Raw genomic sequence first — 24,234 nt, 5'->3', positions numbered from 1 at the left:
GCGGGGCCGCCGGGTGGGGAAATCGTCAGAAAGCTGGCGCGGATAAAAATGCGAGCCGTTCTTGCCATCCTGCCGCTGCTTTTCGTCTCGGCCTGCGCCAACCCATGGACAAAAGTGCCGGAAGCCGAATTGCCCAAGCCCATCCGTTACGCCATGGCGCGCCCCTCGCCCTTCGTCATCGGCAATTACTGCGGCCCAGGCACCCGCACCGGCGATCTGTCGGCCCGGCCGGTCGACCGCCTCGACGCGGTTTGCCGGACCCATGACGCCTGCTACATCGCCCGTCACAACCATTGCGACTGCGATGGCGCTCTTGTCGCTTCGGCCAGGGCGATCCGCGATGACAAGACGGCGCCCCGCAAGATGCGCAGCGAAGCGGAATTGCTGATCGCCACCTTTGCCATTCCGGTCTGCACGGTTTTTCCGCAAGGCTTCATGCCACCGCGAGACCCGGCGCAGTTGAGTGCCCTGAAGGCCGGAGCAGCGGGTTGAACGGCAGCGCATCGATCATCCTGGCCGCGTTCGGGCTGGCGCTCACTGCCCTTGCCGGCTGTGCGGGCCCAGGCCGGAACGCCTGCGAGTTCCCGCCGGCACAGGCGGCCTGCACCCGTCCCGCGCTGTCGGCCGGCACGCCCGGGCCACAGGTCGCTGCGGCACAATTTTTCGGAAACACCCGCACCAGCGACTATGAAAGCCGCTTCCTGGCGCTGCTTGCCCACAACCAGCTCGGCGCCATGGACCGCGCCAATGGCACCGGACCGTTCGGGCGAAACCGCCGCGACGTCCAGAACCGCGACTTCCAGGCGACCTACACGACGCTGCAGCAACTGGCCGGACCCGTGGCCAAGCCGCGTCTGCCGCCGTCCGGCGGCGACGTCGGCGAGGGCCGTTTCGACGGACGCTGGCGGGTGTCGCGGCAGACGCTCTACATCGACGCTGCGGCACGGCCCTCGGCGCCCAAGATTTTCGATTTCTCCGGCCTGCAGGCACGCAGCGTCGAGATCGTCGTGCGCCAGGCCGGCAAGCAGGCCGCCGAGATCGAAGGGTCATGCGACGGCGCGCTGGTCATTCGTGCCGGCGGCGGCTCACGCACCATCGCCGCGAGTGCCGTATTCCGCTTTCGTCTGTCCGGCGAGAACGACACGGCCAGCCTGTTTCCAAGTGACAGCCTGAACGGCTGCAACGCGAGGATTCGCTCCAGTCTTGCCCAGGCAGGCGCACCGCTCGCTATCCGGCGCGAAGAGGCCGCCGATCCGGCGCTTGCCGCCTTCGACAGCCGCTACCAGCGCTGCCCGGTTCCCGACGATGCCAGCCTAGACGCACTTGAGCGCGTCTTCTACGCCAGCCGCTGGCTGTCGCAGACCTGCGCCGTGCCGATCGGCCAGCCGCGCCTGCTGCGCAAATCGCGCGACGGCTTCAACGCCAAGGTCGAGGCGCTTATGGGCGCGCCGCTGTCCGACGCGGCCATCGACAAGGGTGACCCGGAACTGCCGCTCGATTTCTCCAGGGCACCGAGGTTGAAGCTGATCTATCTCTCGTCGCTCGAGTTCAAGGCGGATTTTTCCGGCCGCATCCTGGAAAGGCTGATCCGCCACCATGCAGCGCTTGGCACCAAGGTGCGCATCATGGTGACCGATGTGCTGGAACGCGAGAAGGACGACGCCATGCTGCACCGGCTGGCGGCCGAATTCCCCAATGTCGAGCTGCAGGAATATCGCTGGCGGGCGGACCATGGCGCGCCGATCGACGAGCAGATTTCACAATTGCACAAGGTCCATCACGTCAAGATGCTGGCGACGCTGGCGCTCGATCCCGCGCGCTCGCGCGTCATCATCGGCGGCCGCAACATTCATGACGGTTTCCTGTTCCACCAGCCGATCGATCTGTCGCGCTATCCGGACCTCGAGCAATACGGCAAGACAGACGGCTTTTCGCTGAACTATTACTCGAACTGGAGCGACTTCGACATCGAGTTCGCCGACCCCACCATTGTCGACACGCTCGCCGCGCATCTGTCGACGATATGGTTGCGCGACGCCGACACCAACCTGGCGCGCCCCTTCTCCATCCCGGTCCGTTCCAATGGTGGCCGCCCGTCGGGCAATGCCCGGCATTTCATTTCGGTGCCCTATGAGGACAGCCATGCGCTGGAGGATTATTTCGTCGAACTGGTCGATGCCGCCAGCCATCATATCCAGATCGTCAATCCCTACCTCAACCTGACGCCGAGCCTCGCGCGAGCCTTCGACCGGGCGCTGGCGCGCGGGGTCAAGATCGATATTGTCGGCCGCATCGATCTCAAGGGCGATATCGGCGGCAAGTTCCTCACCGCGCTCAACAAGCTGTTCGTCGAAGAATATGGCGACCGCATCAACATCCGCGAATTCAAGGCGCCCGATGTGGTGCTGCACTCCAAGATCATGATGATCGACGAGAGGCTGGTGGCCATCTCCTCGGTCAACCTCAACAACCGCAGCTTCTTCCATGACTCGGAGAACGGCATGGTGGTGCTCGACCCCGCCTTCTACGCCAGAATGAAGCCGGTCTATGACGATTACCTCGCCCATTCCAACCCGGTCGCCGCCAATGTGACGATCCCGTGGGCCTACCGGCTGCTGTTCGACGACGTCTGGGTCAGGCAGGCGTTCTGAATTGGCGGCCGCTATTTGAGATAGCGCTCCTGCGCCAGGGCGCGGACATCGATATCAGGCACCCGGCTCGAGATGATGTCGGCCAGCACCTTGGCCGAACCGCAGGCCATGGTCCAGCCGAGCGTGCCGTGGCCGGTGTTGAGATAAAGGTTGGACAGCTCGGTGCGGCCGATCAGCGGCGGCCCGTCCGGCGTCATTGGCCGCAGCCCGCACCAGAACGTCGCCTCGCGCATGGCGCCGGCGCCAGGAAAGAGATCGCCGACCGAGTGTTCGAGCGTGCGCCGCCGCGATTCGTGCAGCCTCAGGTCGAAGCCGGAAATCTCGGCCGTGCCGCCGACGCGGATGCGATCGCCGAGCCGCGTGATCGCCACCTTGTAGGTCTCGTCCATGACGGTCGACACCGGCGCCAGCGCGGCATCCTTGATCGGCACGGTGATCGAATAGCCTTTGACGGGATAGACCGGGATCGGCCGCTTCATCCGGCGCATGAACCCCGCCGAATAGCTGCCCATCGCCATGACATAGGCGTCGGCCGCCTTGAAACCCTTGCTGGTGCTGAGATTGGCAACGCGGTTGCGGCTGCGGAGGACCCGCCAGATCGTCATGTCGTATTCGAACGTCACGCCGCGCGCCACGCAGAGCTCGGCCAATTTGTCGGTGAACATCTTGCAGTCACCGGTCTCGTCATGCGGCAGTCTGAGGCCGCCGACGAACTTCTCGCGCACGCTGGCCAAGCCCGGCTCGGCCGCGATGCAGCCGTCCTGGTCTAGGATTTCGTAGGGCACGCCGTATTTCTTCAGCACCTCGACATCGCCTGACGTGCCGTCGAGCTGCTTTTGCGTGCGGAACAGCTGCAGCGTGCCCTGGGTCCGCTCGTCATAGCTGATGCCGGTCGCTTCGCGCAGCGCCTTCAGCGTGTCGCGGCTGTACTCGGCCAGCGGCACCATGCGCGACTTGTTGATCGCGTAGCGCTCGGCCGTGCAGTTGCGCAGCATCTTGACCAGCCAGGTCCACATATGCGGGTCGAAGGCCGGCCGCACCACCAGCGGACCATGCTTCATCAGCAGCCATTTGATCGCCTTGAGCGGAATGCCGGGCCCGGCCCAGGGCGAGGCATAGCCGGGCGAGATCTCGCCGGCATTGGCGAAGCTGGTTTCCAGCGCCGGGCCTTTCTGGCGATCGACCACCGTCACCTCGTGGCCAGCCTCGGCGAGGTAATACGCCGTGGTCACCCCGATGACGCCACCGCCCAGCACCATGATTTTCATCGTCCACTCCTTGCGCGGCGTCGGTCGGGACGCCGATAGACACAACACCGCCGACTTGCGCATGATCCCTGGTGAAAATCGATCCCGATTTTCAAGACCATGCGCTGTGGCCCATTCACGCCGCCGACGGACCGGGGTCGTCATCTTCTGTCTGCAGCATTCCAGCCGTCTCGCCAAGGGGCCGGATGCAGGCTTCGGCGCTGTAGACGAGCGTGAGCCCGTGCGGTCGCCGCTGATCAGCCTGGTGTTTCTGCCCGAGCGCGCGCCGGGCAGCCTCCGGCTGGTAGAGCACCGCTTTGATCCGGATCGACTCCCGCCTGCCGTCAGGGTACTCGATCGACGCCGTCTGGCCCCGCGCCATGCCTAGTACGCAGAGCCCGCGCCGCGTTGCCACCGACAGGCTCGATCCGACCGGGCCGTGCACCTCATCCTGCACCAGCGTGCGCGTCTCGGCCGGACCGGCATCGATGCAAAACACCGCTCTGCTGTTCAGTGTCACGATATCGGGATCGATCGAATCGACGGGAACGACGTCGGAACTCGAAAGCTTGCGTTCAAGCATATGCACGATCGGATCGGCAAACGCCCGCCGGCGCTCCAGCATGACTTCGAGGACAGCGAAGTCCTTTCTCGTCAGGCAGCAATTCGTGGTCGTCATCACAGCCTCCACGATCAGAGACGCTGCGGGCCGGAGGTCGATGTATCGACGGCTTCGATGGTCACCGACAACTCCCGACCGTCACGACTGCTCCAGCACACAACCTGCCCAATGGCGGCACCGATGAGTGCCGTTCCCATCGGCGTCAGCACCGAAATCCGGTTTTCGGCAATATCGGCTTCACCGGGATAGACCAGCGTGATGCACTGTATGTCCCCGCCTTCGCCGCGGACCGCCACTGTCGAACCCATCCGCACCACGTCGGCCGGCATCGCCGCCGTGTCCGTGATGACGGCCCGGTCCATTTCCGAGAGCAGCTCTTCGGCCACCTCGGGGGTGCGGTCGAGCAAGGCTCTCGCCAGGCAGGTCAGCCTGTCATGGTCGATCTCACTGATCAGTATCTGGCCGCTCGGACGCGATTCTGTTGCATGTTGCATGGCAAACCTCATGGATCGGCGCATCGAATGGATGCGCGCCTGCCGCTGATGGCGGCATGATGACTAGTCGGCAGCCGCGAAGAGCTGAACGACTTGATGACGATGGTGGATGTATGGATGCCCCGGTACGGACGGACGCCGGAAGGCGGCCGCGCCGGGGCTACGATCCCGCGATCGGGCAGACCCTGAACAAGGTTCTGATATAAGCGAGGTTGCTCATGCCCCGAACCTTGCCGACGGGCGACCGCTTGTCAAGCGCGGCCAAACCGCTCAACCGCCAACGTATCGGCGGTGAAAGCGCGTGCCGAGGCTGGCCAGGATTTCATATCCGATGGTGCCGGCATGGCCGGCCGCATCGTCGACGCTCTGTGCGGGACCCAGCAGTTCGACCAGGTCGCCCTCGCGCAATTTGCCGGGCGGCAGGGCGGAAATGTCGAGAATGATAGAATCCATGGACACACGCCCGAGGAAGGGCAGACGCACCCCTTCGAACCAGGCCGCCGAGGCCGAGCGGCGCAGCCAGCCATCGGCATAGCCGAACGAGATCGTCGCCAGGCTGCGCGGACCTTCGGCGTGATAGGTGTGGCCATAGCCGACGCCGGTGCCTTTTTCGATGCCGCGCGTCTGCGCAACCTTGGCCTGCAGCCCCACCACGGGCAGCATAGGATTGGTCGCGTCAGGCGTCGGGTTGATGCCGTAGAGCGCCGCCCCCGGCCGGGCCAGATCGTAGTGGTAGCGCGGCCCAAGGAAAATGCCGGAGGAATTGGCGAGCGAGGCGGACGCTGCCGGCAACAGGGCACGCAGCCGCTCAAACGCCAGCCGCTGCTGCTCGTTGGCCGGATGGCGCGGCTCGTCGGCGCAGGCCAGATGGCTCATCACGTATCTGATGTCGATGCCCTCGAACGCGCCGGTATCCTTTACCACCGCTTCGACTTCGGCTGGCGCCATGCCAAGCCGCGACATGCCGCTGTCGACCTGGATGGCTGCAGGCAGCCGGCGGCCAACGCCCTGCGCCGCCGCGCGCCAGGCCTTCAACTGCGCACCACTGTTGATGACCGCGCACAGGCCGGCGGCGACGGCTTCCGGCTCCGAGCCCGGCGGCAGCCCGTTCAGCACGTAGATATCCGGCCCGGCGCCGATCGCCTTGCGCAGGCTGACGCCTTCGGCCAGCAGCGCGACGAAGAAAGTGTCGCAGCCATCCTTCATCAGCGCCGATGCCACCTGCGTCGCACCGAGACCATAGCCGTCTGCCTTGACCACGCCGGCGCAACGCACGTCGCCCAGTTGCGCTTTCAGCCGCCGGTAGTTTTCACGGATCGCGCCGAGATCGATGGTGAGAATGGCTCCCGCCGCCGCTTCGCTTACGCCAGCGGTATCCCCGGGCAACGACCTTCTGGAGGCGTCGTTCATGGCGACCCTTCTCGTGGCGGACAAACATCAATAGGACCGCAGGACCCGCGCGGCAACCGCGCTGCCTCCCGTCATTCTATGCCACCAGGTGCCGGAACGCCGCCACCACATCCTCATAGACATGGCGCTTGAACGGCACGATCAGGTCGGGCAAGTCCTGCATCGGCCGCCATGCCCATTTGTCGAATTCGGCGGTGTGGCCGCCCGGCGGCGGATTGATCTGGACCTCGCTTGTCTCGCCATGAAAGCGGAAGGCGAACCATTTCTGCGCCTGGCCGCGATACCGCCCCTTGAAGGCAATGCCGACGAGATGGTCCGGCAGATCATAGTTGATCCAGTCCGGCGCCTCGGCAATGAGCGAGACGCTGCGCATACCGGTCTCCTCATAGAGCTCCCGCTCGGCAGCCTGCAGCGGCTCCTCGCCCTTGTCGATGCCGCCTTGCGGCATCTGCCAGAGCTGCGTGGTGCCGGCAAATTCGCTGTCGGGTTCGGCAATGCGGTGCCCGACCCAGACCAGGCCCTCGGCGTTGAGGATCATCAGCCCGACACAGGGGCGATAAGGCAGCGTTTCGCGGTCGATCTTTTTGGCCATCTGACGCTCTCTCCGGTCGTTCCAGTGGGTTTGTTGCGGTCAGCGGATCGTCAGCCTTTTTGCGGATCGATGGCCACCGCTGAAATCGGCACGATCTCGATGCCGCGCTTCTTGGCTTCGGCCACCCAGGACGACACCGTGTCGACCGTCAGGTCGAAAGCCGAGCCGATGCCGACGGCAAAGCCCTTGGCCCGCGCTGTCGCTTCCAGGCTGTCGAGCTTCTTCAGGATTTCGCCGCGATCCTGCACCGCATCGATCGCCATATCGCCGGCGATGAAGGGCACGCCGTCCTTCAGCGCCAGGTCCGGTGCGAGGCTGCGCGCCGACGAGCCGTCGTCGATATAGGCGAGGCCGCGCTTGCCGAGCTCGGCCATGAACGGTCCCATCGCCGTCGCGTCGGCCGAGAAACGGGCGCCCATATAGTTCATGACGCCGGTATAGTTCGTGGTCCGCGACAGCGCCCAGTGCAGGCTTTTCAGGTTCTCGTCGGCACTTGCCGCCACTGTCAGCGTGTTGCGGCCCGGATTGACGCCGGGATAGTCGAACGGTTCGAGCGGCACCTGCATGACGATCTCGTGGCCGCCCTGCCTGGCGGCCTGCATCCAGCGGCCGATGCTGTTGCCCTGCGGGGCAAAGCCCAGCGTCACCTCCGGCGGCAGCTTGGCGATCGCCGCCTGGGTGCCGGTCTGCGAAACCGCGAGCCCGCCGATGACGATCGCCACGCGAGCCCCGCGCGCGCCGGACCAGGGCCGCGCATAGACGTCGAATGGCCGCCTTCCATCGGCGGCGCGCATCGGCAAGGGCCCGGTCTCGCTGGCTTCGATCAGCGCCTTGTCGGGAAGATGCGCGATCTTCAGGTTCTGCCCGATGCTCGACGGATCGCGAATGACGATCCCCGCCTTGGGCGGGCCATCGCCCTCTTCCGTCTGGACATGGATGATCTGCGGGCCGCCCGTCTTGGCTGGCGTCTGCGCCTTCGGGACGGCGGCCGGCGCCAAGGCTGGAGGCGCGGCGGCGGGTTCGGCAGCCGCCGTCACCTTCGGCGTCGAGACGGCAACCTCCTGCGGTTTGCGAAACGGCTTTTCCCTGAGCGCGATCGCGCCGGAGACGCCGACCACGGCCAGCACGACAATGGCTGAGGCGACCACGCCCGCGCTGATCTTGCCGGCGGCGCGCGGCACCCGGACGGTCTGTCCAAGCGGGCGTTCGATGTCCTTGCCGATATCAGCCAAGTCCTGTCCCCGGTGCGCATGGTTCCGAAGGGAGCACTTCGAGAAGACCTGCGCGAATTCATCAATCCTGGCGCACCCCTTGGCGCCGCATCTGCTCGAATCAAACTGCCGGAACCCAAGGGTCCCGGCAGCATCGCATTGCTTGGTTCAGGCGGCCAGACCTGGCCGGCCAAACCACTACTGGTTGAGCACGGCCTTTTCCGGATTGGGCGGGAAGGCCGGATCGGTCTTCTGGCCGCGCAGCAGCTGCTCGGCATAGATGAGCTGCAGATCGTCCTTCGGATCCGGCGGCACATAGGCGGCCGAGCCCGAACCGGTCTTGCTCTCGTCGGCGCCCTTGATGTGGCCCTTGAGATCGGATTCGCCGCGCGTCAGGTCCCTGCCCTGCAGTTCCGGCGGCAACGGCTGGTCGACCTTGATGTCGGGCGTGATGCCCTTGCCCTGGATCGACTTGCCCGACGGCGTGTAATAAAGCGCCGTCGTCAGCCTGAGCGCGCCATTCTCGCCGAGCGGAATGATGGTCTGCACCGAACCCTTGCCGAAGGACTGTGTGCCGACCACCGTGACGCGGCGCAGATCCTGCAGCGCGCCGGCGACGATTTCGGAAGCGCTGGCCGAGCCGCCATTGACGAGCACGATCATCGGCTTGCCGTTGATGTCGTCGGTCTGCTTCGGCTTGGCGTCGAAGCGCGTGACGTCCTTCGGATCGCGTCCGCGCGTCGAGACGATCTCGCCGCGCTTGAGGAAGGCATCGGACACGCTCACCGCCTGGTCGAGCAGGCCGCCCGGATTGAGGCGCAGGTCGAGCACATAGCCCTTGAGCTTGTCGTCCGGCACCTGCTTCTTGATGGTGTCGATCGCATTCTCGAGGTCGTCATAGGTCTTTTCGGTGAAGGAGGTGATCTTCATGTAGCCGATGTCGTTCTCGACCCGGAACTTGACCGCCTTGACCTTGATGATGTCGCGCACCACCGTAAGCTCGATCGGCTTGTCGGCGCCCTGGCGCAGGATGGTGAGCTTGATCGGCGTGTTGACCAGGCCGCGCATCTTGTCGACCGCGTCGTTGAGGGTCAGGCCACGAACCTCTTCGCCATCGATCTTGGCGATATAATCGCCGGCCAGCACGCCAGCCTTGGCGGCCGGGGTGTCGTCGATCGGCGTGATCACCTTGACCAGGTCGTTCTCCATGGTGACCTCGATGCCGAGGCCGCCGAACTCGCCCTTGGTCTGCACGCGCATGTCCTGCGCCTGTTCGGCGTTCATGTAGGAGGAATGCGGGTCGAGCGAGGAAAGCATGCCGTTGATGGCGTTCTCGACCAGCGACTTGTCGTCGGGCGGCGTGACATATTGTGCCCGCACGCGCTCGAAGATGTCGCCGAAGATCGCGAGTTGCTTGTAGGTCTCCGACCCCGCAGCGTTCGCCGACGAGCCAGGAGCGCCATAAACAAGGCTCATGGCGGACGCGCCCATCAGCGCACCGGCAAACAGAAGCGACAGTTTCCGCATCATTTCACGTCCTTCCAGAAAAACGGTCCGCCCACCATGGGGCCGGATCGACGGGTTTTCCATCCTTACGGAACTCGACATAGAGTTCCGGCGTGGCATTTCCATTCTTCGAAACCGAGGTACTCGCCACCCGGGCTTCTCCCATCGCGCCGACCGGCTCTCCTGCGAGCACCGACTGGCCAGTCACGACGCTGATTCTGCTCATCCCCGCCAGAACGACATGATAACCGTCGCCGGCATTGAGGATCAAGAGTTGACCGTAGGAGCGAAACGGCCCCGCATAAAGCACATTCCCATCCGCCGGAGCGGTGACGATGGCTCCCGATTGTGTCGCAAGCATGTCGCCAAGCATCAAGGCGCCGCTACCGTCATCGGCGCCGAACCGGCGTTTGATTCGGCCTGTTACCGGCAGCGCGATCTGCCCTTGCAGCGCCGAAAAAGGAGCCGTCGCGGTGAGCCGGTTGCCTTCGGGAAGGGGCAGAGCCGCCAGGGACGCGGTCTTGTCGTCACCCGGCTTGTCGTCACCCGTCTTATCGTTACCAGTCTGGTCGGCACTGGCTGCCTTTGCGGCATCCGCGGCCTTGCGGGTCTTCTCGGCCTGCGCTTCGAGCGACGCGATCAGGTCCTTCAGGCTGCTGGCCTTGGCGGCGAGCGCCTCGGATTTCTGCTGCTCGGCGGCCATCTGCGCCTGCGTGTCGGCCTCGAGCTTCTGCTTGGCCTCCAGCAGCATGCCCAGCCGCTTCTTTTCCGCCGCCTGCTCGCCGACCGCCTCCGTCAGCCGCGCCCGTTCGGCCTCGATCGAGGCCGTCACCCGGGTTTGTTCCTTGAGGTCGGCCAGCAGGGCATCGGTCTGCTGACGCAATTCCGGCACCACGGCGCCGAGCAGGATGGCGCTGCGCACCGACGACAGCGCGTCCTCCGGCTTGACCAGGATCGCTGGCGGCGGATTCAGCCCCATGCGCTGCAAGGCACCCAGCACTTCGGCCAGCACGTCGCGTCGTGCCATGAGCGAGGCGCGGATCTTCTGCTGCTGGCTCTTCAGCCCCTCCAGCTTGGCGCCGATATCCTCGATGTCCTGGCCGAGCTTCTGTTCGGTCATCGCCGACTGGATCAACGCGGCCGTGATCGAGGCGTGGTCCTTCTTGACCGCGGCGATGTCGGCGGCAAGCTTGGCCAGCCGTTCCGACGACAGCGTTATTTCCTTGGAAACCTGTTCGTATTCGGCGCGGCTCTGGTCCGGATCGGGAGCCATGTCGAGCGTGTTCTCGGCCCGCGCCGCGTGGAGCGACAGAAGGATCGCCGCCGCCGCGATGCCGCAGCGCACGCGCCAAGAACCCCCTGTCGACGAGCCCCTTGTCGATAAACTCAGTGTCGATTTCCAGCCTTCAGACATTCGCGATCGACTCTATCTGCGGCTTCGTTAACGAACCATCAACCATGTTAACGCGTGTCGCCCAAAGTTGCGCGGTGCTTTTGGAACAACGACATGCACAAGGGAAGCGGTTCCGACTGCGATCTTGCGCGGCATTGGGGCGGAATTCGGTGCGGAGCGGCGGCTTTCAGGATCTGTGATAGGGGTGGCCCGACAGGATCGTCGCCACCCGGTAGAGCTGTTCCCCCAGCATCACCCGCACCAGCTGATGCGGCCAGGTGAGCGCGCCGAACGAGACCACCAGTTCGGCCTGCTCACGCAGCGACGCGTCGTGGCCGTCGGCGCCGCCTATGGCGAGCACCAGCGCCTTGCGCCCGCCATCGCGCAACTGGCCGATGCGATTGGCGAAATCCTGCGAGGAAAGGCTCTTGCCGCGCTCGTCGAGCAGGATCAGCGCCGTGCCGGGCTGCAGCTGCGCCTGCAGCCTGGAAGCTTCGTCGCGCTGGCGCTCGGTGGCGCCCTGCGCACGGCCCTCGGCGATCTCGGTGACGCCGGCGAATTCGAGCCCCACGGCAGGGCCGTTCTTGGCGAAGCGCTCGAAATAGCGCTCGGCCAACTCCCGCTCGGGGCCGGCTTTCATTCGGCCCACGGCATGAACTGAAATCTTCATCCCGCCTCTATAAGCCGCCAATGCATCTCACCCAAAGGAAATCCGGTTCTGGGCGACGACACAGGGCAGCTTAGTGAAGGGTCTCTTCCTCGAGATCCGGCGCCTGCCACATCTTTTCGAGATTGTAGAATTCGCGGACTTCGGGACGGAAGACATGGACGATGATATCGCCCGAATCGATCAGGACCCAGTCGGCGCCGGACAACCCCTCGACGCGCGCCGTGCCGAGCCCGGCATCCTTGAGCGCCTTGAGGAGATGATCGGCGACAGCCGAGACATGACGGTGCGATCGGCCCGACGCGACGACCATGTAGTCGCCGAGGCTCGATTTTCCCTGAATGTCGATTGAGACAATATTTTCGGCCTTGGAGTCTTCCAGACTGGCAAGGACTGTCTTGATGGCACGGGACACGGCGTCGTCTACGCTGATCCTGGCCGGCGAAGGCACGATATCGGCCTTCTTCCGCAGTGCTGTTCTCAGTGTATTTCCTTTCGCAGCAAGAACAACCAAATCACCCCAAAAGCGGGTGACACCACTTAGATAGGCAGAGTTCCGTTGCAGTTTCAAGACGGAACCCCAACTCACGCGAACTCGCTGGGCGCTCGGTTGTTCCGTGCGGCAGGCAAAAAGATCGGAACCCAGGCGTCCAGCCGCGGTTATCGGCTGACCGACCAACCGGAATCCCGCCATGCCGATCGACCCGCAAGACACCCTTCTCACCGTCCAGGCCGGCCTGGCGCAGCTGAGTACGCTGATCGTCTCCTATTCGTTCTCCGCCATCGGCGCGGTCATCCTTCTGGTGGTCGGCTACATCATCGCCGGCCTCGCCGAGCGCTCGATTTTTGCCGGCCTCGGGCATATTCACGGCTTTGACCAGACGCTGCGGCATTTCCTTTCCAAGATCGTGCGCTACGCCATTCTGGTCCTCGTCGTCATCATGGTGCTCGGCCAGTTCGGCGTGCAGACGGCGTCGATCATCGCCGCGCTCGGCGCCATTGGCTTGGCCATAGGCCTGGCGCTGCAAGGCACGCTGCAGAACATCGCCGCCGGCATCATGCTGCTGGCGCTGCGGCCGTTCCGCATCGGCGAATCCGTCGAGGTTGGCTCCATCGCCGGTTCGATCGAGGAAATCGGGCTGTTCGCCACGAAGCTCAGAACCGCCGATGGCGTCTACATCCTGGCGCCCAATTCGACGCTGTGGAACCAGCCGGTGCGCAATTTCACCCGCAACGGCGTCCGGCGTGCCGACATCACGCTCAGCATCGGCTCGTGGAACGATATCGATCGGGCCCAGAAGGCATTGCTGGCGATCGCTGCCGCTGAGCGTCGCGTGAAGCGCCAGCCGGCACCGATCGCCTTCGTTGCGGCACTGGGCGACAGCACCGTCTCCATCACCTTGCGCTACTGGACATCGTCAGCGGATTTCTTCGCCACCCAGGCCGATCTCACCAAGCGCGCCAAGCAGGAGTTCGACCAGGAAGGCATATCGATCCCGCTGCCGGCACCGGAAGCACCGGCGCCGGAAGCCCGCCGGCAATAATCAATTGCTTCGAGGCCAGCCCTGTTCGTCCGGCGCATAGGCAAGTTCGACCGGCAGCGGCGCCTGCGCCGTCATCGGCGCGAAGCTGCCGGTCTCGGTGGCCGGCACAGGCCGCGTCGTGAACACGCGCAGCAGCACGAACAGGCAGAAGGCGCAGGCGATGACGATTGCCACATAGATGAAGGCCTGCGTCCCGAAGACGGCCGACAACGCCGTGACGATGCCCGGCACGATGAAGCCCGACAGCGACCACGCAAACAGGAGCGAGCTGGACAATGCCACCATGTCGTCCTTGCCGGCACGGTCGGCGGCGTGCGCGCTGGCCAGCGAATAGATCGATTCCGAGGCGCCGTCCCACAAGACATAGATCACCAGCAGCGCCGCCAGCGCACCGCCGTCGAAACCAAGCGCAAGCATGCCCGCCGCCGCAGCCAGCGCCGACGCGCCGATCAGCACATAGCGGCGATCGGTGCGGTCGGAGATCCAGCCGAGCGGAAGCTGCAGGATCAGCGTGCCAAGCGGCATCACCGAAAGCAAAAGCGCCACATCGGCCTGGCTGTAGCCCTTGGCTGTGGCATGGATCGGCGCGAAGCCGGAAATCGACATCGACAGGCCGCCGACCGCCAGCATGCCGGCAACGCCGACCGGTGAAATCCGCCACGCCCGGCGCAGCGCCACCGAGGCTGCCTGCGGCGCCGGCGGCTGCGCCAGCCGCGTCATGCCGACGGGCAGGATCGACAGGGCGGTGAAGGCGATGCCGATCAAGGGCGCATCCGCGGCTTTGATGTCGATGAAAGCCAGCGCCGCATAGCCGACACCGAGCCCGGCGACATAGGCGACGTAGAAGAAGGCCATCACCCGGCCGCGTATGGCGTTGCCGATGGCGTCGTTGAGCCAGCTCTGCGCAACGATGAACAGGCCGCAAATGGCAAAGCCGTAGAGGGCGCGTGCCCCGATCCACGGCAGCGGATGCGGTCCGGCGCCGATGGCGGCATTGGACAGCGCAATCAGCGCCGACAGCACCATGAAGGCACGGGCATGACCGACCCTGCGCACCAGCGGCCCGGTCAGGATGCAGCCGGCGAGACCGCCGGCCGACAGGCCGGTGACGATCAACCCGGCCCAGGTCGGGTCGAAACCTTCGGCACCGAGCCGCACCGGTATGTAAGCGAACATCAGCCCGTTGCCTATGGCGATCAGCGCCATCGAAACGATGACGCTGGCGATCGCGATCAGCGGCGTCGGCGCGCTGCCCTGCTCCGGATCAATGGTGGTCTGGTGCTTCGCGAGAGTGGCCATGTTCAGACAAGATCGCCCACTTCGCGGCGAAAAGCCCCCGCAAAAGCGACATCGGCGGTGCGAGACCCTATCCCTTTGCCATCCGGCGGATCGCGCTCGACGACAGCGACGAGCGCGGGCCGTGGATGAAGGTCCAGGCCGGCGCTTTCATGCGCGCAAGCCGCGGCGCATCGCCCTCGTCGACGCGGGCATAGTCGAAGGTCTTGGCCACGACCGACGACAGGAACGACAGCGTCGCCCCCGGTCGGTCGATGACCGCGATCGGGAAGGTCAGCACGATCTCGCGCCAGCGCTGCCAGTGATGGAAGTCGCGCAAACTGTCGGCGCCCATGATCCAGACGAAATCGACGCCGGGATTGCGCGCCTTGACCAGCGCCAGCGTGTCGGCGGTGTAGCGCACATGATGCGCCGCCTCGAAGGCGGTGACTTTGATCTTCGGGTTCTTGGCGATCCGCTCCGACGATTGCAGCCGCTCGGTCAGCGGCGCCAGTTCGCGCGTGTTCTTCAGCGGATTGCCCGGCGTCACCATCCACCACAACTGGTCGAGCGCCAGGCGCCTCAGCGCGATCTCGGCGACCAGCGCATGGCCGGCATGCGGCGGATTGAACGAACCGCCGAACAGACCGACGGCCAGTCCCTTTTCGGCATGCGGCATTTTGAGGTAGGCAGAGGGTGCTGGGGGTGGGGAAGGAGATAGCATCGCGCTAGGCACCCCCCTCTGCCCTGCCGGGCATCTCCTCCGCAAGGGGGGAGATCAGCAATTTCGGCGAAGAGGTAAATCTTGCAGCGCTGAAGATTGGCGAAATCCGAAATGCCAGCCAATCTCCCCCCTTGCGGGGGAGATGTCCGGCAGGACAGAGGGGGGTGCCTGGGCGCAACGCTTCACGCTCTAACGACAAAAATCGTCAAGGCCTCACCTGTCCCGACCCGCGCACGCGGTATTTGAACGATGTCAGCTGTTCGACGCCGACCGGTCCGCGCGCATGCATCTTGCCGGTGGCGATGCCGATCTCGGCGCCCATTCCGAACTCGCCGCCATCGGCGAACTGGGTCGAGGCATTGTGCAGCAGGATCGCCGAATCGATCTCATTGAAGAACCGCTCCACCGCTGGTGCATCCTCGGCGACAATCGCCTCCGTGTGATGCGAGGAGAAGGTCTCGATATGGTCGATCGCACCGCTGACGCCGTCGACCAGCTTCACCGCGATGATGGCGTCCAGATATTCGGTCACCCAGTCGGCATCATCAGCCGGCTTGGCGTCGAAAAACAGCTTCAGCACTTCGGCATCGGCATGGATCTCGCAGCCGGCGGCGCGCAGCGCGTCCAGGATCGGCACCAGATGCGTGGACGCCACCGCGCGGTCGACCAGCAGCGTTTCGGCGGCGCCGCAGACGCCGGTGCGCCGCATCTTGGCGTTGACGGCGATCCTGACGGCCATGTCGAGATCGGCCGAGCGGTCGATGTAGAGGTGGCAGATGCCTTCGAGATGGGCAAAGACCGGCACGCGTGCCTCGCTCTGCACCCGCCCGACAAGGCTTTTGCCGCCGCGCGGGATGATAACGTCGAGCGTGCCGCCAAGCCCCTTCAGCATCTCGCCGACAGCGGCGCGGTCGGTGGTCGGCACCAACTGGATGGCATCTTCCGGCAGGCCGGCCGCCTTCAGGCCTTCGACAAGGCAGGCGTGGATGGCGGAAGACGAATTGAGCGAATCCGAGCCGCCGCGCAGGATCACCGGATTGCCGGCCTTGAGGCAGAGCGCGCCGGCATCCGCCGTCACGTTCGGGCGGCTCTCATAGATGACGCCGACGACGCCGAGCGGCGTACGCACGCGCTCGATCTGCAGGCCGTTCGGCCGCTCCCAGGCGGCGATGACGTCGCCGACGGGATCCTTGAGTTCCGCGATCTCGCGAATCCCTTCGGCCATGGCATGGATACGCACCGGATCGAGCTTCAGCCGGTCCATGAAGGAAGCGGATAGCCCGGACTCATGGCCATTCGAGACATCGATGGCGTTGGCGTCGAGAATCTCCTGCTCGCGGGCGACGATCGCCTTGGCCATTGCGAGGAGGGCGGCATTCTTGGCGGCGGTGGTGGCGATGGCCAGCGGCCGGGCGGCAGCGCGGGCACGGCGGCCGATATCGGCCATCAGCGCCACGGTGTCGTCCCCGGATTTTTCATGCAGTTTCAGCATGGCTCATCCTCCGCTTGTGTCGTCTCCGGCGTGATTGACCACCAAATCGTCGCGGTGGATCATCGCCGAACGCGCTTCGTAGCCGAGAATGGTTTCGATCTCGGCTGTCTTCAGGCCAGCGATCCTTACGGCATCGGCGGCATCGTAGGCAACCAGTCCGCGCGCGATCTCGCGGCCCTCTGGCGACAGGATCGCCACCGTGTCGCCCCGCGAGAAATTGCCGCTGACCAGCTTGACGCCGGCCGGCAGCAACGATTTGCCGGACAGCAGCGCGCCGATGGCGCCGGCATCGACCGTCAGCCGGCCGGCCGGCTCGAGCTGGCCGGCGATCCAGGTCTTGTAGCCCTTGACCGGATTGGCGCTCGGCCGGAAGAAGGTGGCGCGTTCGCCGCGCTCGATCGCCATCAGCGGCGACAGCCGCGTCCCCGATGTGATGATCATCGCCGTGCCGGCGGCCGTGGCGATCTTGCCGGCATCGAGCTTCGTGCGCATGCCGCCGCGCGACAGTTCGGAAGCGGCGGCTCCCGCCATGGCTTCGATATCGGATGTGATGCGGTCGACCACGGGGATGAACTTGGCTTGCGGGTCGCGCGCCGGCGGCGCGGTGTAGAGCCCGTCAATGTCGGAGAGCAGCACGAGGAGGTCGGCGCCCATCATCGTGGCGACGCGCGCGGCCAGCCGGTCATTGTCGCCATAGCGGATTTCGGAGGTGGCGACCGTGTCGTTCTCGTTGATGACCGGCACCGCCTTCATCTTGAGCAATGTCGAGATCGTCGCCCTGGCGTTGAGATAGCGGCGGCGTTCCTCTGTGTCGCCAAGGGTCAAGAGAATCTGGCCGGACTTCAGGGCGCCCTTGCCGAGCGCATCCGACCAGGCGCCGGCGAGCGCGATCTGTCCGACGGCGGCCGCGGCCTGGCTTTCCTCGAGCTTCAGCGCACGCTTGCCGAGGCCGAGGATGGTGCGGCCAAGCGCGATGGCGCCGGACGACACGACGAGGATTTCGGCGCCGCCATTGGCCAGCACCGCGATATCGTCGGCAAGCGAGGCCAGCCAGTCGCGCTTCAGGCCCGCCGCGCGATCGACGAGCAACGCCGAGCCGATCTTGACGGTGATGCGCCGGTATTTCCTGAGCGACTGCATGCCTTACTTTTCCCAGCGCGTCTCGACCACGGGAAGAGCTTGCGCGCGAGCCTCGGCAATCACCGTCATCAGGGCGCGCTGCACCGCCTCGACACCTTCGCCGGTGACGGCGGACAACAGCATCGGCGCGCGCCCGGCGGCGCGCTTCAGCGAAGCGACCTTCTTCTTGCGCTGATCGGCGTCCAGCGTATCGACCTGCGAAAGGGCCAGGATCTCGGCCTTCTCGATCAGGCCATGGCCATAGGCATCGAGCTCGGCGCGCACGGTCTTGTAGGCTTTGCCCGGATTTTCTTCCTGCGCCGAGACCAGGTGCAGCAGCACGCGCGTGCGCTCGACATGGCCGAGGAAGCGGTCGCCGATGCCGACGCCTTCATGCGCGCCTTCGATGAGACCGGGAATATCGGCGATGACGAATTCGCGCGCGTCGATGCGGGCGACGCCGAGGCCGGGATGCAGCGTCGTGAACGGATAGTCGGCGATCTTCGGCTTGGCCGCGGTGACGGCGGCCAGAAATGTCGACTTGCCGGCATTGGGCAGCCCGACAAGGCCAGCATCGGCGATCAGCTTCAGCCGCAGCCAGATGTTGAGCTCTTCGCCCGGCAGGCCGGGATTGGCGCGGCGCGGTGCCTGGTTGGTCGAGGTCTTGAAATGCTGGTTGCCGAAGCCGCCATTGCCGCCCTTGGCGAGCAGGAAGCGCTGGCCGACGACGGTCAGGTCGCAGATCAGCGTCTCGTTGTCCTCCTCGAACACCTGCGTTCCGGCCGGCACCTTGAGCGTGACGTCGGCGCCCTTGGCCCCCGTCATGTTGCGGCCCATGCCATGGACACCGGTCTTGGCCTTGAAATGCTGCTGGTAGCGATAGTCGATCAGCGTGTTCAGCCCGTCCACCGCTTCCAGCCAGACATCGCCGCCACGCCCGCCATCGCCGCCGTCCGGCCCGCCGAACTCGATGAATTTTTCGCGCCGGAACGACACCGAACCGGCGCCCCCGTCACCGGAGCGGACATAGACCTTGGCTTGATCGAGAAATTTCATGGATCGCAGTTTCTTTATTGGCCTTGCGGCATTGCTCTAAACCTTAGGCCTTGCTCTAAACCAAGGCGCGGCCAAGGGCGAGGCCGTTTTGTGACAATGGCCGCATGGGGTTGGCCGGAGATGGCGGAATGAAGCTTGTAACCTACAACATCCAGTACGGCGTCGGTCTCGACGGGCAGTACGATGTCGGGCGCATCGCCGAGGCCGTGCGCGACGCCGACGTCATCGCGCTGCAGGAGGTCACCCGCAACAATCCGAGGAACGGCGGCCGTGACATGGTCGCCGAGATCGGCGAGGCGCTGCCCGACTACTTTGCCGTCTATGGCAGCAATTTCGAGGCCAATATCGGTTCGCGTATCGAGGATGAGCGCGCCATCACCACGACCTTCCAGCTTGGCAACATGGTGCTGTCGAAGACGCCCATTCATTTGTCGCGCAACCTGCTTCTGCCGCGCAGCCGCAGCTTCGAGATGATGAACTTCCAACGCGGCGCGCTGGAAGCGCTGATAGAGACGCCGCTCGGTTTCATCCGCTTCTATTCCATCCATCTCGATCACCGCAGTCCGGTCGAACGCGCCAGCCAGATCCAGTTCCTGCGCCAGCGCCTGTTGAATTACGCGCTCGAAGGCGGAGCATTGTCCGGCGTCGCCGAGATCGGCCTGCCGGAATTGCCGCATCCGGAAGCCTTTGTCGGCATGGGCGATTTCAACATGCTGGCCGGCTCGCCCGAATATGTCGAACTCGCCGGCCGCCCGGACCATGAATTCGGCATGCCGTTGACCGCCGACTTTGCCGTCGATGCCGCTGTGCGCCTCGATGTGGCCGATCTCGCCACCTGGGTCGATCCCAAACGGCCCGAGGATGCCAGCCGCCACAAGCGCATCGACTATATCTTCACCAGCGCCTCGCTTGCCCGATTCCTGAAGCGCCTGTGGGTCGACCGCCAAGCGGTCGGCTCGGACCATTTGCCCGTCTGGGCCGAACTGGGCTGACTTAGGCTTCGTTCAAAACCTTTGGTTTGCGGCACGCGCCGAGATGGGGCGAGATTCAGGTCAGGCCGAGTCGAAAACGATGGTTTCCGAGAACCGGAGCGGAGCGGACATGAAGTCCGTGAGCACCGGAAGCGCAGAAAACCATCGTTTGCAGGCCGGCCTCACCTGAATATCGCCCCATCTAGAAATGCACCCAGTTCCGCAGGCTGATCCAGGTCTTGCGATCCAGCCGATAGCGCTCGACCGGCACCTGGCCGGCGACGATCGAATTCAGCATGCCCTGGCCGGCATACTGGAAACCGCACTTGTGGATCACCCGGCGCGAGGCCGGATTGATGACCCGGGTCGAGGCATGCAGCACCTGGATCGAGGTCTTCTGGAAGGCGAGATCGACCAGCGCGTGGGCCGCTTCGGTCGCATAGCCCTTCTTCCAATAGGGCTCGCCGATCCAGTAGCCGAGCTCCAGCCCGCGATCGGTGGTGTTCAAGCCCGCGCAGCCGACGAAGGTGTCGGTGCCGGCCAGCGTCAGCGCATAGACGATGCCGGCGCGGCGCGACTTGGTCATGGCGAGGAAGGCGCGTGCCTCGGCCTCGCCATAGGGGTGCGGCATGCGCGCCAGCATTTCGGCGACATGGCGGTTGTCGGCGAGCTCCACCAGTTGCGCGACATCGTTTTCGCAGGGCGCCCGCATCACCAGCCGCTCGGTGACCAGCACCGGGCAGTCTATCGCGTAACTTTCGTCTTCGGTGTCTTCCGCTTCGGCAACCATTTGAAAGTCCTCCAGGCACAAGAAAAAGGGGAGATGGAAACCCATCTCCCCTGATCCTTTTCCTGGTTTTGCCAGACACCGGTTCCCGAGATGGGCGCCGGTGTTCTAGTGCGGAACCGGCTACTCCGCGGCTTTGGTAATCGGATTGACCGATACGTAGGTTCGGCCGTTGGCTTTCTTGTTGAACATCACGGCGCCGGATTCGAGCGCGAAAAGGGTATGGTCCGTGCCCATGCCGACATTGACGCCGGGATGCCAGGTCGTGCCGCGTTGACGAATGATGATGTTGCCCGGGATGACGGCTTCGCCGCCGAACTTCTTCACGCCCAGACGCTTGGAATGCGAGTCGCGACCGTTGCGCGACGAGCCGCCAGCTTTCTTGTGTGCCATCTAACTAACTCCGTTGCGCCGCAAGGCGCCTAAAAGGCCTTATGAACGCGTTCGCGTTCCGTTTCAAGTCCGATCCGGCGACCCAGTCGCCGGAAAAATTACTTCTTCGCCAGTTCCTTGGCCTGTTCGCGCCAGTCCTTGATCTGGTCGGCGCTGAACGGCATGTGCTCGTCGATCTTGGCGACATCCTTTTCGGTCAGCTTGGCGAGCTGCGCGAAGGTGATGATGCCCTGCTCGGCGAGATCCTTGGCGGCGACCGGGCCGATGCCCTTGATCACGGTCAAATCGTCCGGCTCGCCCTTCGGCGCCTTGAACAGCGGCGCGGCGGCCGTCTCGGCCTTCGCCTCGTCCTTCGGAGCAGCTTCCTTCTTGGCCTTGGCTTCCCTCGGCGCGGCCTCGGCCTTTGCCTCGGAGGCCAGTTCGGCCTTGGCTTCCTTCTTCGGCGCCTTCACCGCGGCCGTCTTCGTCGGCTTTGCGCCACCCAGCAGGATCTCGGAGATCCGCACGGTGGTCAAAAGCTGGCGATGGCCGATCTTGCGGCGCGAATTCTGACGGCGGCGCTTCTTGAAAGCGATGACCGTGCGGTTCTTGCCCTGCTCGACGACTTCCGCCGTGACCAGAGCGCCATCGACGAACGGCGCGCCGAACGTGACGTTTTCGCCCTCGCCATGCGCGAGCACGTGGCCGATCTCGACGATATCGCCGACATTGGCTTCGACTTTTTCGATCTTCAGGAGATCGTTGGCGGCGACGCGATACTGCTTGCCGCCCGTTTTGATGACTGCGAACATTTTTTGCCTTTCGCTGTTCGGTCGGCCTTGATGAACCGCCTCTGGCGGTTCGGCCGTCTTTTTGTCAGTCTGCGGGTTCAAAAAACAAGCGGCGCGGAAGAACCCTCCACGCCGATTGCGCGCTGTCCCTAACCGAAGGTTGAGCGCGAGTCAAGGCAAACGGGCTGTTTCCCTGGCCCTGGGTACCGGCCGCGATCGCCTGCCGGGGACGGGACGGTCTCGATCCCGGCCGGACCCGGACGGCAAGCTGAATTTCCCCGCGGATTTGGCCTTGTAACCTGCCCGTTCAGCCGTTATCTAGTGCGCCGCGCCGGCAACGGCCGACCATGACCGCGGAGAGGTGGCAGAGTGGTCGAATGCACCGCACTCGAAATGCGGCATGGGTGCAAGCCCATCGGGGGTTCGAATCCCTCCCTCTCCGCCAACGGCCCAGACGAAATTTTTCTAAGAAAATCAATCGCTTAGAAGCGGGTTGGATCACACGCAATCGCCGCACATGAGCGGATTTGTTTCGGCAGAAGGCTTCCCTCGAGGTGAGGGTGGCGAGGGCCGGCAAACGGATCGATTCCGACCCTCACCGCCATGCAGGCCGGATCAGCCGGCTACTGGCGTGTTGAGAAGCTGCTGCTCCCAAAGATACGCGATGCCGCTGCCGCCGAAGTGCTGGATGAGAATCTCGGTCAGCTCCTCGACATGCTCGGTGCGCGCCCAATCGCGTTGCCATTCGCCAGCGAGCGCCATCACGGTCATCACGTTCGCGCCGGCCGCGATCATTCGCTGGATGGCAACCTCGTGAGACTCCTTCGAAATCCCGCCCGACGCGTCGGTGATCACGGTCACGTCCCAGCCTTCGCCGGCTGCCTGGATCACAGGCATTGCGACGCAGACCTCGGTCCACAGGCCGGCGATGATCAGCTGCTTGCGGCCGGTCGCCTTGACGACGTTCACCACATTCTCGTCCTGCCAGGTGTTCACCCAGGTGCGATCGATGACTTCCTGGCCCGGAAATACGTCGGTGATCTGCTTGAAGAGAAGTCCACCGCGCGCCGCGATCACGCTGGTGAGGATGGTCGGAACATTGAAGGCTTTTGCCAGCTTCGCCAGCGCGGTCGTGTTGTTCACCACCATGTGCGGATCGTGGCTGTTCAGGTTTGCGAGCTGATAAGGTTGGTGATCGATCAGAACGAGGACCGAATCTTCAGGACGAAGAAGCGAATCGAGGCCGTTACGAGGGGTCATCAAGACTTCCTTTCTCTGCCGCCATGGACGGCAATAGGTTCACGGGAGACATGCGCCGGCGGGCGACGTTGCCTGGACGCAATTTGCTGTTCCTCTTGGTGATGCGGTAGTGTCACATTCAGGCAAGCTGTGTCGCGAAATGAGGAACGCTGGATGGACATCGAAGACCTGCAGACATTCGTCGCAGTGGCCGATGCAGGGGGCGTGTCGGCCGCTGCGCGCCGGCTCGGCGTCTCCAAGTCAATCGTCAGCCGGCGGCTCTTCAGGATCGAAGCCGAGCTTGGCGTCCAGCTCCTTGCGCGAACAACCCGCGGCGCGGCACTCACGGAAGCGGGAATCACGTTCAGGGACCATGCGGCCCGGGCCAGCGCCGAGATCGACACCGCCAGGGAAACGATCCTCCCCAGCGGCGAGCTGCGCGGCCGTTTGAGGGTCGCAATGCCGCTTACTTTCGGGGCGACTCACTTCGCCCCCGTGCTTGCGGAAATGGCGCGCCTGCATCCAAGACTTCACATCCATACCTCCTACAGCGATCGCTTCGTCGATCTCATCGCGGAGGGTTTCGATTGTGCGATCCGCAGCGCCTATCTTCAGGACTCCAACCTGATCGCGAAACGCGTCGGGCCGATCCATGGAAAGCTTGTCGCAAGCCCGGATTATATCGAACTACACCGATCACCTGAGACCCCGGATGAACTCATCGCCCATCATGCCCTGATGCAGGGAACGGAAGGTTGGCAGTTCATGGATGGCGGCAGGATTGTCACGGCTCAGCCGCAGGGCAGGTTCAAGGCCGACAGCGCCATGGCGCTTGCTGCGGCGGCGGCGGCAGGTCTCGGCATCGCCTGGCTCCCCGATTGCATCACATATGACTATGTCGCCTCGGGCGCGCTGGTCCCGATCATGATGCGTTATCCGGTACCGCCGGGGGCCGCGTATGTCGTCCGCCCGCCGGGTCAGCATCCCACGCGGAAAGTGCGGGTGCTCACCGAAATGCTGACTGAGTATTTCAAACGGAACCCGGATCTTTGGGGTCTCGACAGCTAGGGA

General features: G+C 64.5%; 24 protein-coding genes and 1 tRNA gene. 6 read left to right on the top strand and 19 right to left on the bottom strand.

The features are described 5' to 3' along the window. Positions 1-48: 48 nt before the first annotated feature. Together LB568_RS23965 and LB568_RS23960 are read left to right on the top strand one after the other, a co-directional pair. Positions 49-492 (top strand): hypothetical protein, encoded by a 444-nt coding sequence (locus tag LB568_RS23965; RefSeq protein ID WP_224731413.1) that lies wholly within the window; start codon positions 49-51, stop codon positions 490-492. After that, on the top strand, positions 489-2,651 hold the full coding sequence (locus LB568_RS23960) for a phospholipase D-like domain-containing protein (RefSeq protein ID WP_224731412.1): 2,163 nt from the start codon (positions 489-491) through the stop codon (positions 2,649-2,651). The genes LB568_RS23965 and LB568_RS23960 overlap by 4 nt, the downstream gene beginning before the upstream one ends. Positions 2,652-2,662: 11 nt before the next feature. Here LB568_RS23960 and LB568_RS23955 read toward each other — a convergent pair whose 3' ends face one another. The 10 genes from LB568_RS23955 to rsfS all read right to left on the bottom strand — a co-directional run bounded on the left by LB568_RS23955 (position 2,663) and on the right by rsfS (position 12,244). Continuing rightward, entirely contained in the window at positions 2,663-3,982 is a 1,320-nt protein-coding gene (locus LB568_RS23955) for a D-amino acid dehydrogenase (RefSeq protein ID WP_224731411.1), read from the bottom strand. A 52-nt stretch (positions 3,983-4,034) separates the two neighbouring features. Next, entirely contained in the window at positions 4,035-4,577 is a 543-nt protein-coding gene (locus LB568_RS23950) for a nucleoside-diphosphate kinase (RefSeq protein WP_224731410.1), read from the bottom strand. 14 nt (positions 4,578-4,591) lie between these two features. Then, entirely contained in the window at positions 4,592-5,014 is a 423-nt protein-coding gene (gene rnk / locus LB568_RS23945; protein WP_224731409.1) for a nucleoside diphosphate kinase regulator, read from the bottom strand. 270 nt (positions 5,015-5,284) lie between these two features. Further along, positions 5,285-6,424 carry an alanine racemase gene (alr, locus tag LB568_RS23940; RefSeq protein ID WP_224731408.1) on the bottom strand — a complete coding sequence of 380 codons (1,140 nt, stop codon included), beginning with the start codon at positions 6,422-6,424 and terminating at the stop codon, positions 5,285-5,287. Positions 6,425-6,500: 76 nt separating this feature from the next. Beyond that, positions 6,501-7,016 carry an RNA pyrophosphohydrolase gene (locus tag LB568_RS23935; protein ID WP_224731407.1) on the bottom strand — a complete coding sequence of 172 codons (516 nt, stop codon included), beginning with the start codon at positions 7,014-7,016 and terminating at the stop codon, positions 6,501-6,503. 50 nt (positions 7,017-7,066) lie between these two features. Beyond that, the gene (locus tag LB568_RS23930) at positions 7,067-8,248 is read right to left on the bottom strand and encodes a divergent polysaccharide deacetylase family protein (RefSeq protein WP_224731406.1); all 1,182 of its coding nucleotides are present in this window, start codon (positions 8,246-8,248) and stop codon (positions 7,067-7,069) included. 177 nt (positions 8,249-8,425) lie between these two features. Further along, positions 8,426-9,757: a S41 family peptidase gene (locus tag LB568_RS23925; RefSeq protein WP_023777611.1), complete on the bottom strand. Its 1,332-nt coding sequence runs from the start codon at positions 9,755-9,757 to the stop codon at positions 8,426-8,428. Between the two features lies 1 nt (position 9,758). After that, the gene (locus LB568_RS23920) at positions 9,759-11,147 is read right to left on the bottom strand and encodes a murein hydrolase activator EnvC family protein (protein ID WP_013892466.1); all 1,389 of its coding nucleotides are present in this window, start codon (positions 11,145-11,147) and stop codon (positions 9,759-9,761) included. A 166-nt stretch (positions 11,148-11,313) separates the two neighbouring features. After that, a complete protein-coding gene (gene rlmH, locus LB568_RS23915; protein ID WP_140573037.1) occupies positions 11,314-11,796 on the bottom strand; it encodes a 23S rRNA (pseudouridine(1915)-N(3))-methyltransferase RlmH in 483 nt (160 codons plus the stop codon). Positions 11,797-11,866: 70 nt separating this feature from the next. Next, on the bottom strand, positions 11,867-12,244 hold the full coding sequence (gene rsfS, locus LB568_RS23910) for a ribosome silencing factor (RefSeq protein WP_023777607.1): 378 nt from the start codon (positions 12,242-12,244) through the stop codon (positions 11,867-11,869). A gap of 241 nt (positions 12,245-12,485) precedes the next feature. Between rsfS and LB568_RS23905 the strand changes: the two genes are divergently transcribed. After that, the gene (locus LB568_RS23905) at positions 12,486-13,337 is read left to right on the top strand and encodes a mechanosensitive ion channel family protein (RefSeq protein WP_224731405.1); all 852 of its coding nucleotides are present in this window, start codon (positions 12,486-12,488) and stop codon (positions 13,335-13,337) included. Here LB568_RS23905 and LB568_RS23900 read toward each other — a convergent pair whose 3' ends face one another. The 5 genes from LB568_RS23900 to obgE all read right to left on the bottom strand — a co-directional run bounded on the left by LB568_RS23900 (position 13,338) and on the right by obgE (position 19,003). Continuing rightward, positions 13,338-14,636, bottom strand: a complete 1,299-nt coding sequence (locus LB568_RS23900; RefSeq protein ID WP_013892462.1) for an MFS transporter — start codon at positions 14,634-14,636, stop codon at positions 13,338-13,340. It lies immediately after the preceding gene. Between the two features lie 67 nt (positions 14,637-14,703). Then, a complete protein-coding gene (locus LB568_RS23895) occupies positions 14,704-15,336 on the bottom strand; it encodes a nicotinate-nucleotide adenylyltransferase (RefSeq protein ID WP_224731404.1) in 633 nt (210 codons plus the stop codon). A gap of 205 nt (positions 15,337-15,541) precedes the next feature. Then, positions 15,542-16,828 carry a glutamate-5-semialdehyde dehydrogenase gene (locus tag LB568_RS23890; RefSeq protein ID WP_224731403.1) on the bottom strand — a complete coding sequence of 429 codons (1,287 nt, stop codon included), beginning with the start codon at positions 16,826-16,828 and terminating at the stop codon, positions 15,542-15,544. A gap of 3 nt (positions 16,829-16,831) precedes the next feature. After that, positions 16,832-17,968, bottom strand: coding sequence for a glutamate 5-kinase (proB, locus tag LB568_RS23885; RefSeq protein ID WP_140573031.1), 1,137 nt, complete (start codon positions 17,966-17,968; stop codon positions 16,832-16,834). Between the two features lie 3 nt (positions 17,969-17,971). Next, positions 17,972-19,003, bottom strand: coding sequence for a GTPase ObgE (obgE, locus tag LB568_RS23880; RefSeq protein ID WP_224731402.1), 1,032 nt, complete (start codon positions 19,001-19,003; stop codon positions 17,972-17,974). Between the two features lie 128 nt (positions 19,004-19,131). Here obgE and LB568_RS23875 point away from each other — a divergent pair, with 128 nt between their 5' ends. Next, on the top strand, positions 19,132-19,995 hold the full coding sequence (locus LB568_RS23875; protein WP_224731401.1) for an endonuclease/exonuclease/phosphatase family protein: 864 nt from the start codon (positions 19,132-19,134) through the stop codon (positions 19,993-19,995). Positions 19,996-20,176: 181 nt separating this feature from the next. Here LB568_RS23875 and LB568_RS23870 read toward each other — a convergent pair whose 3' ends face one another. The 3 genes from LB568_RS23870 to LB568_RS23860 form a co-directional block, all read right to left on the bottom strand. Next, positions 20,177-20,764, bottom strand: coding sequence for a GNAT family N-acetyltransferase (locus LB568_RS23870; RefSeq protein ID WP_013892456.1), 588 nt, complete (start codon positions 20,762-20,764; stop codon positions 20,177-20,179). 120 nt (positions 20,765-20,884) lie between these two features. Then, positions 20,885-21,154 carry a 50S ribosomal protein L27 gene (rpmA, locus tag LB568_RS23865; RefSeq protein WP_013892455.1) on the bottom strand — a complete coding sequence of 90 codons (270 nt, stop codon included), beginning with the start codon at positions 21,152-21,154 and terminating at the stop codon, positions 20,885-20,887. Between the two features lie 98 nt (positions 21,155-21,252). After that, entirely contained in the window at positions 21,253-21,945 is a 693-nt protein-coding gene (locus LB568_RS23860) for a 50S ribosomal protein L21 (protein ID WP_224731400.1), read from the bottom strand. 334 nt (positions 21,946-22,279) lie between these two features. Between LB568_RS23860 and LB568_RS23855 the strand changes: the two genes are divergently transcribed. Continuing rightward, positions 22,280-22,369 (top strand) — tRNA-Ser (locus LB568_RS23855). A gap of 170 nt (positions 22,370-22,539) precedes the next feature. On the opposite strand, the gene LB568_RS23850 is transcribed toward LB568_RS23855, so the two are convergent. Beyond that, on the bottom strand, positions 22,540-23,184 hold the full coding sequence (locus LB568_RS23850; RefSeq protein ID WP_224731399.1) for a hydrolase: 645 nt from the start codon (positions 23,182-23,184) through the stop codon (positions 22,540-22,542). A 153-nt stretch (positions 23,185-23,337) separates the two neighbouring features. Here LB568_RS23850 and LB568_RS23845 point away from each other — a divergent pair, with 153 nt between their 5' ends. Next, complete coding sequence (locus tag LB568_RS23845; RefSeq protein ID WP_224731398.1) at positions 23,338-24,231, top strand: LysR family transcriptional regulator; 894 nt, start codon at positions 23,338-23,340, stop codon at positions 24,229-24,231. The last annotated feature ends 3 nt before the right edge of the window (positions 24,232-24,234 follow it).

It is taken from the genome of Mesorhizobium sp. B263B2A, from assembly GCF_020165775.1.
In the GTDB taxonomy this organism is placed as follows: domain Bacteria; phylum Pseudomonadota; class Alphaproteobacteria; order Rhizobiales; family Rhizobiaceae; genus Mesorhizobium; species Mesorhizobium opportunistum.
Note: the sequence above shows the minus strand (reverse complement) of the source record. Positions and strands in the feature narration are given on the sequence as shown.

What these genes read in the sequence shown, in the direction of transcription:
- LB568_RS23875 (WP_224731401.1), top strand. Translation starts at nt 19,132, where the DNA reads ATGAAGCTTGTAACCTACAACATCCAGTACGGCGTCGGTCTCGACGGG.
- LB568_RS23900 (WP_013892462.1), bottom strand. Translation starts at nt 14,636, where the DNA reads ATGGCCACTCTCGCGAAGCACCAGACCACCATTGATCCGGAGCAGGGC.
- LB568_RS23950 (WP_224731410.1), bottom strand. Translation starts at nt 4,577, where the DNA reads ATGACGACCACGAATTGCTGCCTGACGAGAAAGGACTTCGCTGTCCTC.
- LB568_RS23920 (WP_013892466.1), bottom strand. Translation starts at nt 11,147, where the DNA reads ATGTCTGAAGGCTGGAAATCGACACTGAGTTTATCGACAAGGGGCTCG.
- rlmH (WP_140573037.1), bottom strand. Translation starts at nt 11,796, where the DNA reads ATGAAGATTTCAGTTCATGCCGTGGGCCGAATGAAAGCCGGCCCCGAG.
- LB568_RS23850 (WP_224731399.1), bottom strand. Translation starts at nt 23,184, where the DNA reads ATGACCCCTCGTAACGGCCTCGATTCGCTTCTTCGTCCTGAAGATTCG.
- LB568_RS23935 (WP_224731407.1), bottom strand. Translation starts at nt 7,016, where the DNA reads ATGGCCAAAAAGATCGACCGCGAAACGCTGCCTTATCGCCCCTGTGTC.
- LB568_RS23965 (WP_224731413.1), top strand. Translation starts at nt 49, where the DNA reads ATGCGAGCCGTTCTTGCCATCCTGCCGCTGCTTTTCGTCTCGGCCTGC.
- LB568_RS23905 (WP_224731405.1), top strand. Translation starts at nt 12,486, where the DNA reads ATGCCGATCGACCCGCAAGACACCCTTCTCACCGTCCAGGCCGGCCTG.
- proB (WP_140573031.1), bottom strand. Translation starts at nt 17,968, where the DNA reads ATGCAGTCGCTCAGGAAATACCGGCGCATCACCGTCAAGATCGGCTCG.
- LB568_RS23895 (WP_224731404.1), bottom strand. Translation starts at nt 15,336, where the DNA reads ATGCTATCTCCTTCCCCACCCCCAGCACCCTCTGCCTACCTCAAAATG.
- LB568_RS23845 (WP_224731398.1), top strand. Translation starts at nt 23,338, where the DNA reads ATGGACATCGAAGACCTGCAGACATTCGTCGCAGTGGCCGATGCAGGG.
- rnk (WP_224731409.1), bottom strand. Translation starts at nt 5,014, where the DNA reads ATGCAACATGCAACAGAATCGCGTCCGAGCGGCCAGATACTGATCAGT.
- rpmA (WP_013892455.1), bottom strand. Translation starts at nt 21,154, where the DNA reads ATGGCACACAAGAAAGCTGGCGGCTCGTCGCGCAACGGTCGCGACTCG.
- obgE (WP_224731402.1), bottom strand. Translation starts at nt 19,003, where the DNA reads ATGAAATTTCTCGATCAAGCCAAGGTCTATGTCCGCTCCGGTGACGGG.
- LB568_RS23890 (WP_224731403.1), bottom strand. Translation starts at nt 16,828, where the DNA reads ATGCTGAAACTGCATGAAAAATCCGGGGACGACACCGTGGCGCTGATG.
- LB568_RS23925 (WP_023777611.1), bottom strand. Translation starts at nt 9,757, where the DNA reads ATGATGCGGAAACTGTCGCTTCTGTTTGCCGGTGCGCTGATGGGCGCG.
- LB568_RS23870 (WP_013892456.1), bottom strand. Translation starts at nt 20,764, where the DNA reads ATGGTTGCCGAAGCGGAAGACACCGAAGACGAAAGTTACGCGATAGAC.
- LB568_RS23955 (WP_224731411.1), bottom strand. Translation starts at nt 3,982, where the DNA reads ATGCGCAAGTCGGCGGTGTTGTGTCTATCGGCGTCCCGACCGACGCCG.
- alr (WP_224731408.1), bottom strand. Translation starts at nt 6,424, where the DNA reads ATGAACGACGCCTCCAGAAGGTCGTTGCCCGGGGATACCGCTGGCGTA.
- LB568_RS23860 (WP_224731400.1), bottom strand. Translation starts at nt 21,945, where the DNA reads ATGTTCGCAGTCATCAAAACGGGCGGCAAGCAGTATCGCGTCGCCGCC.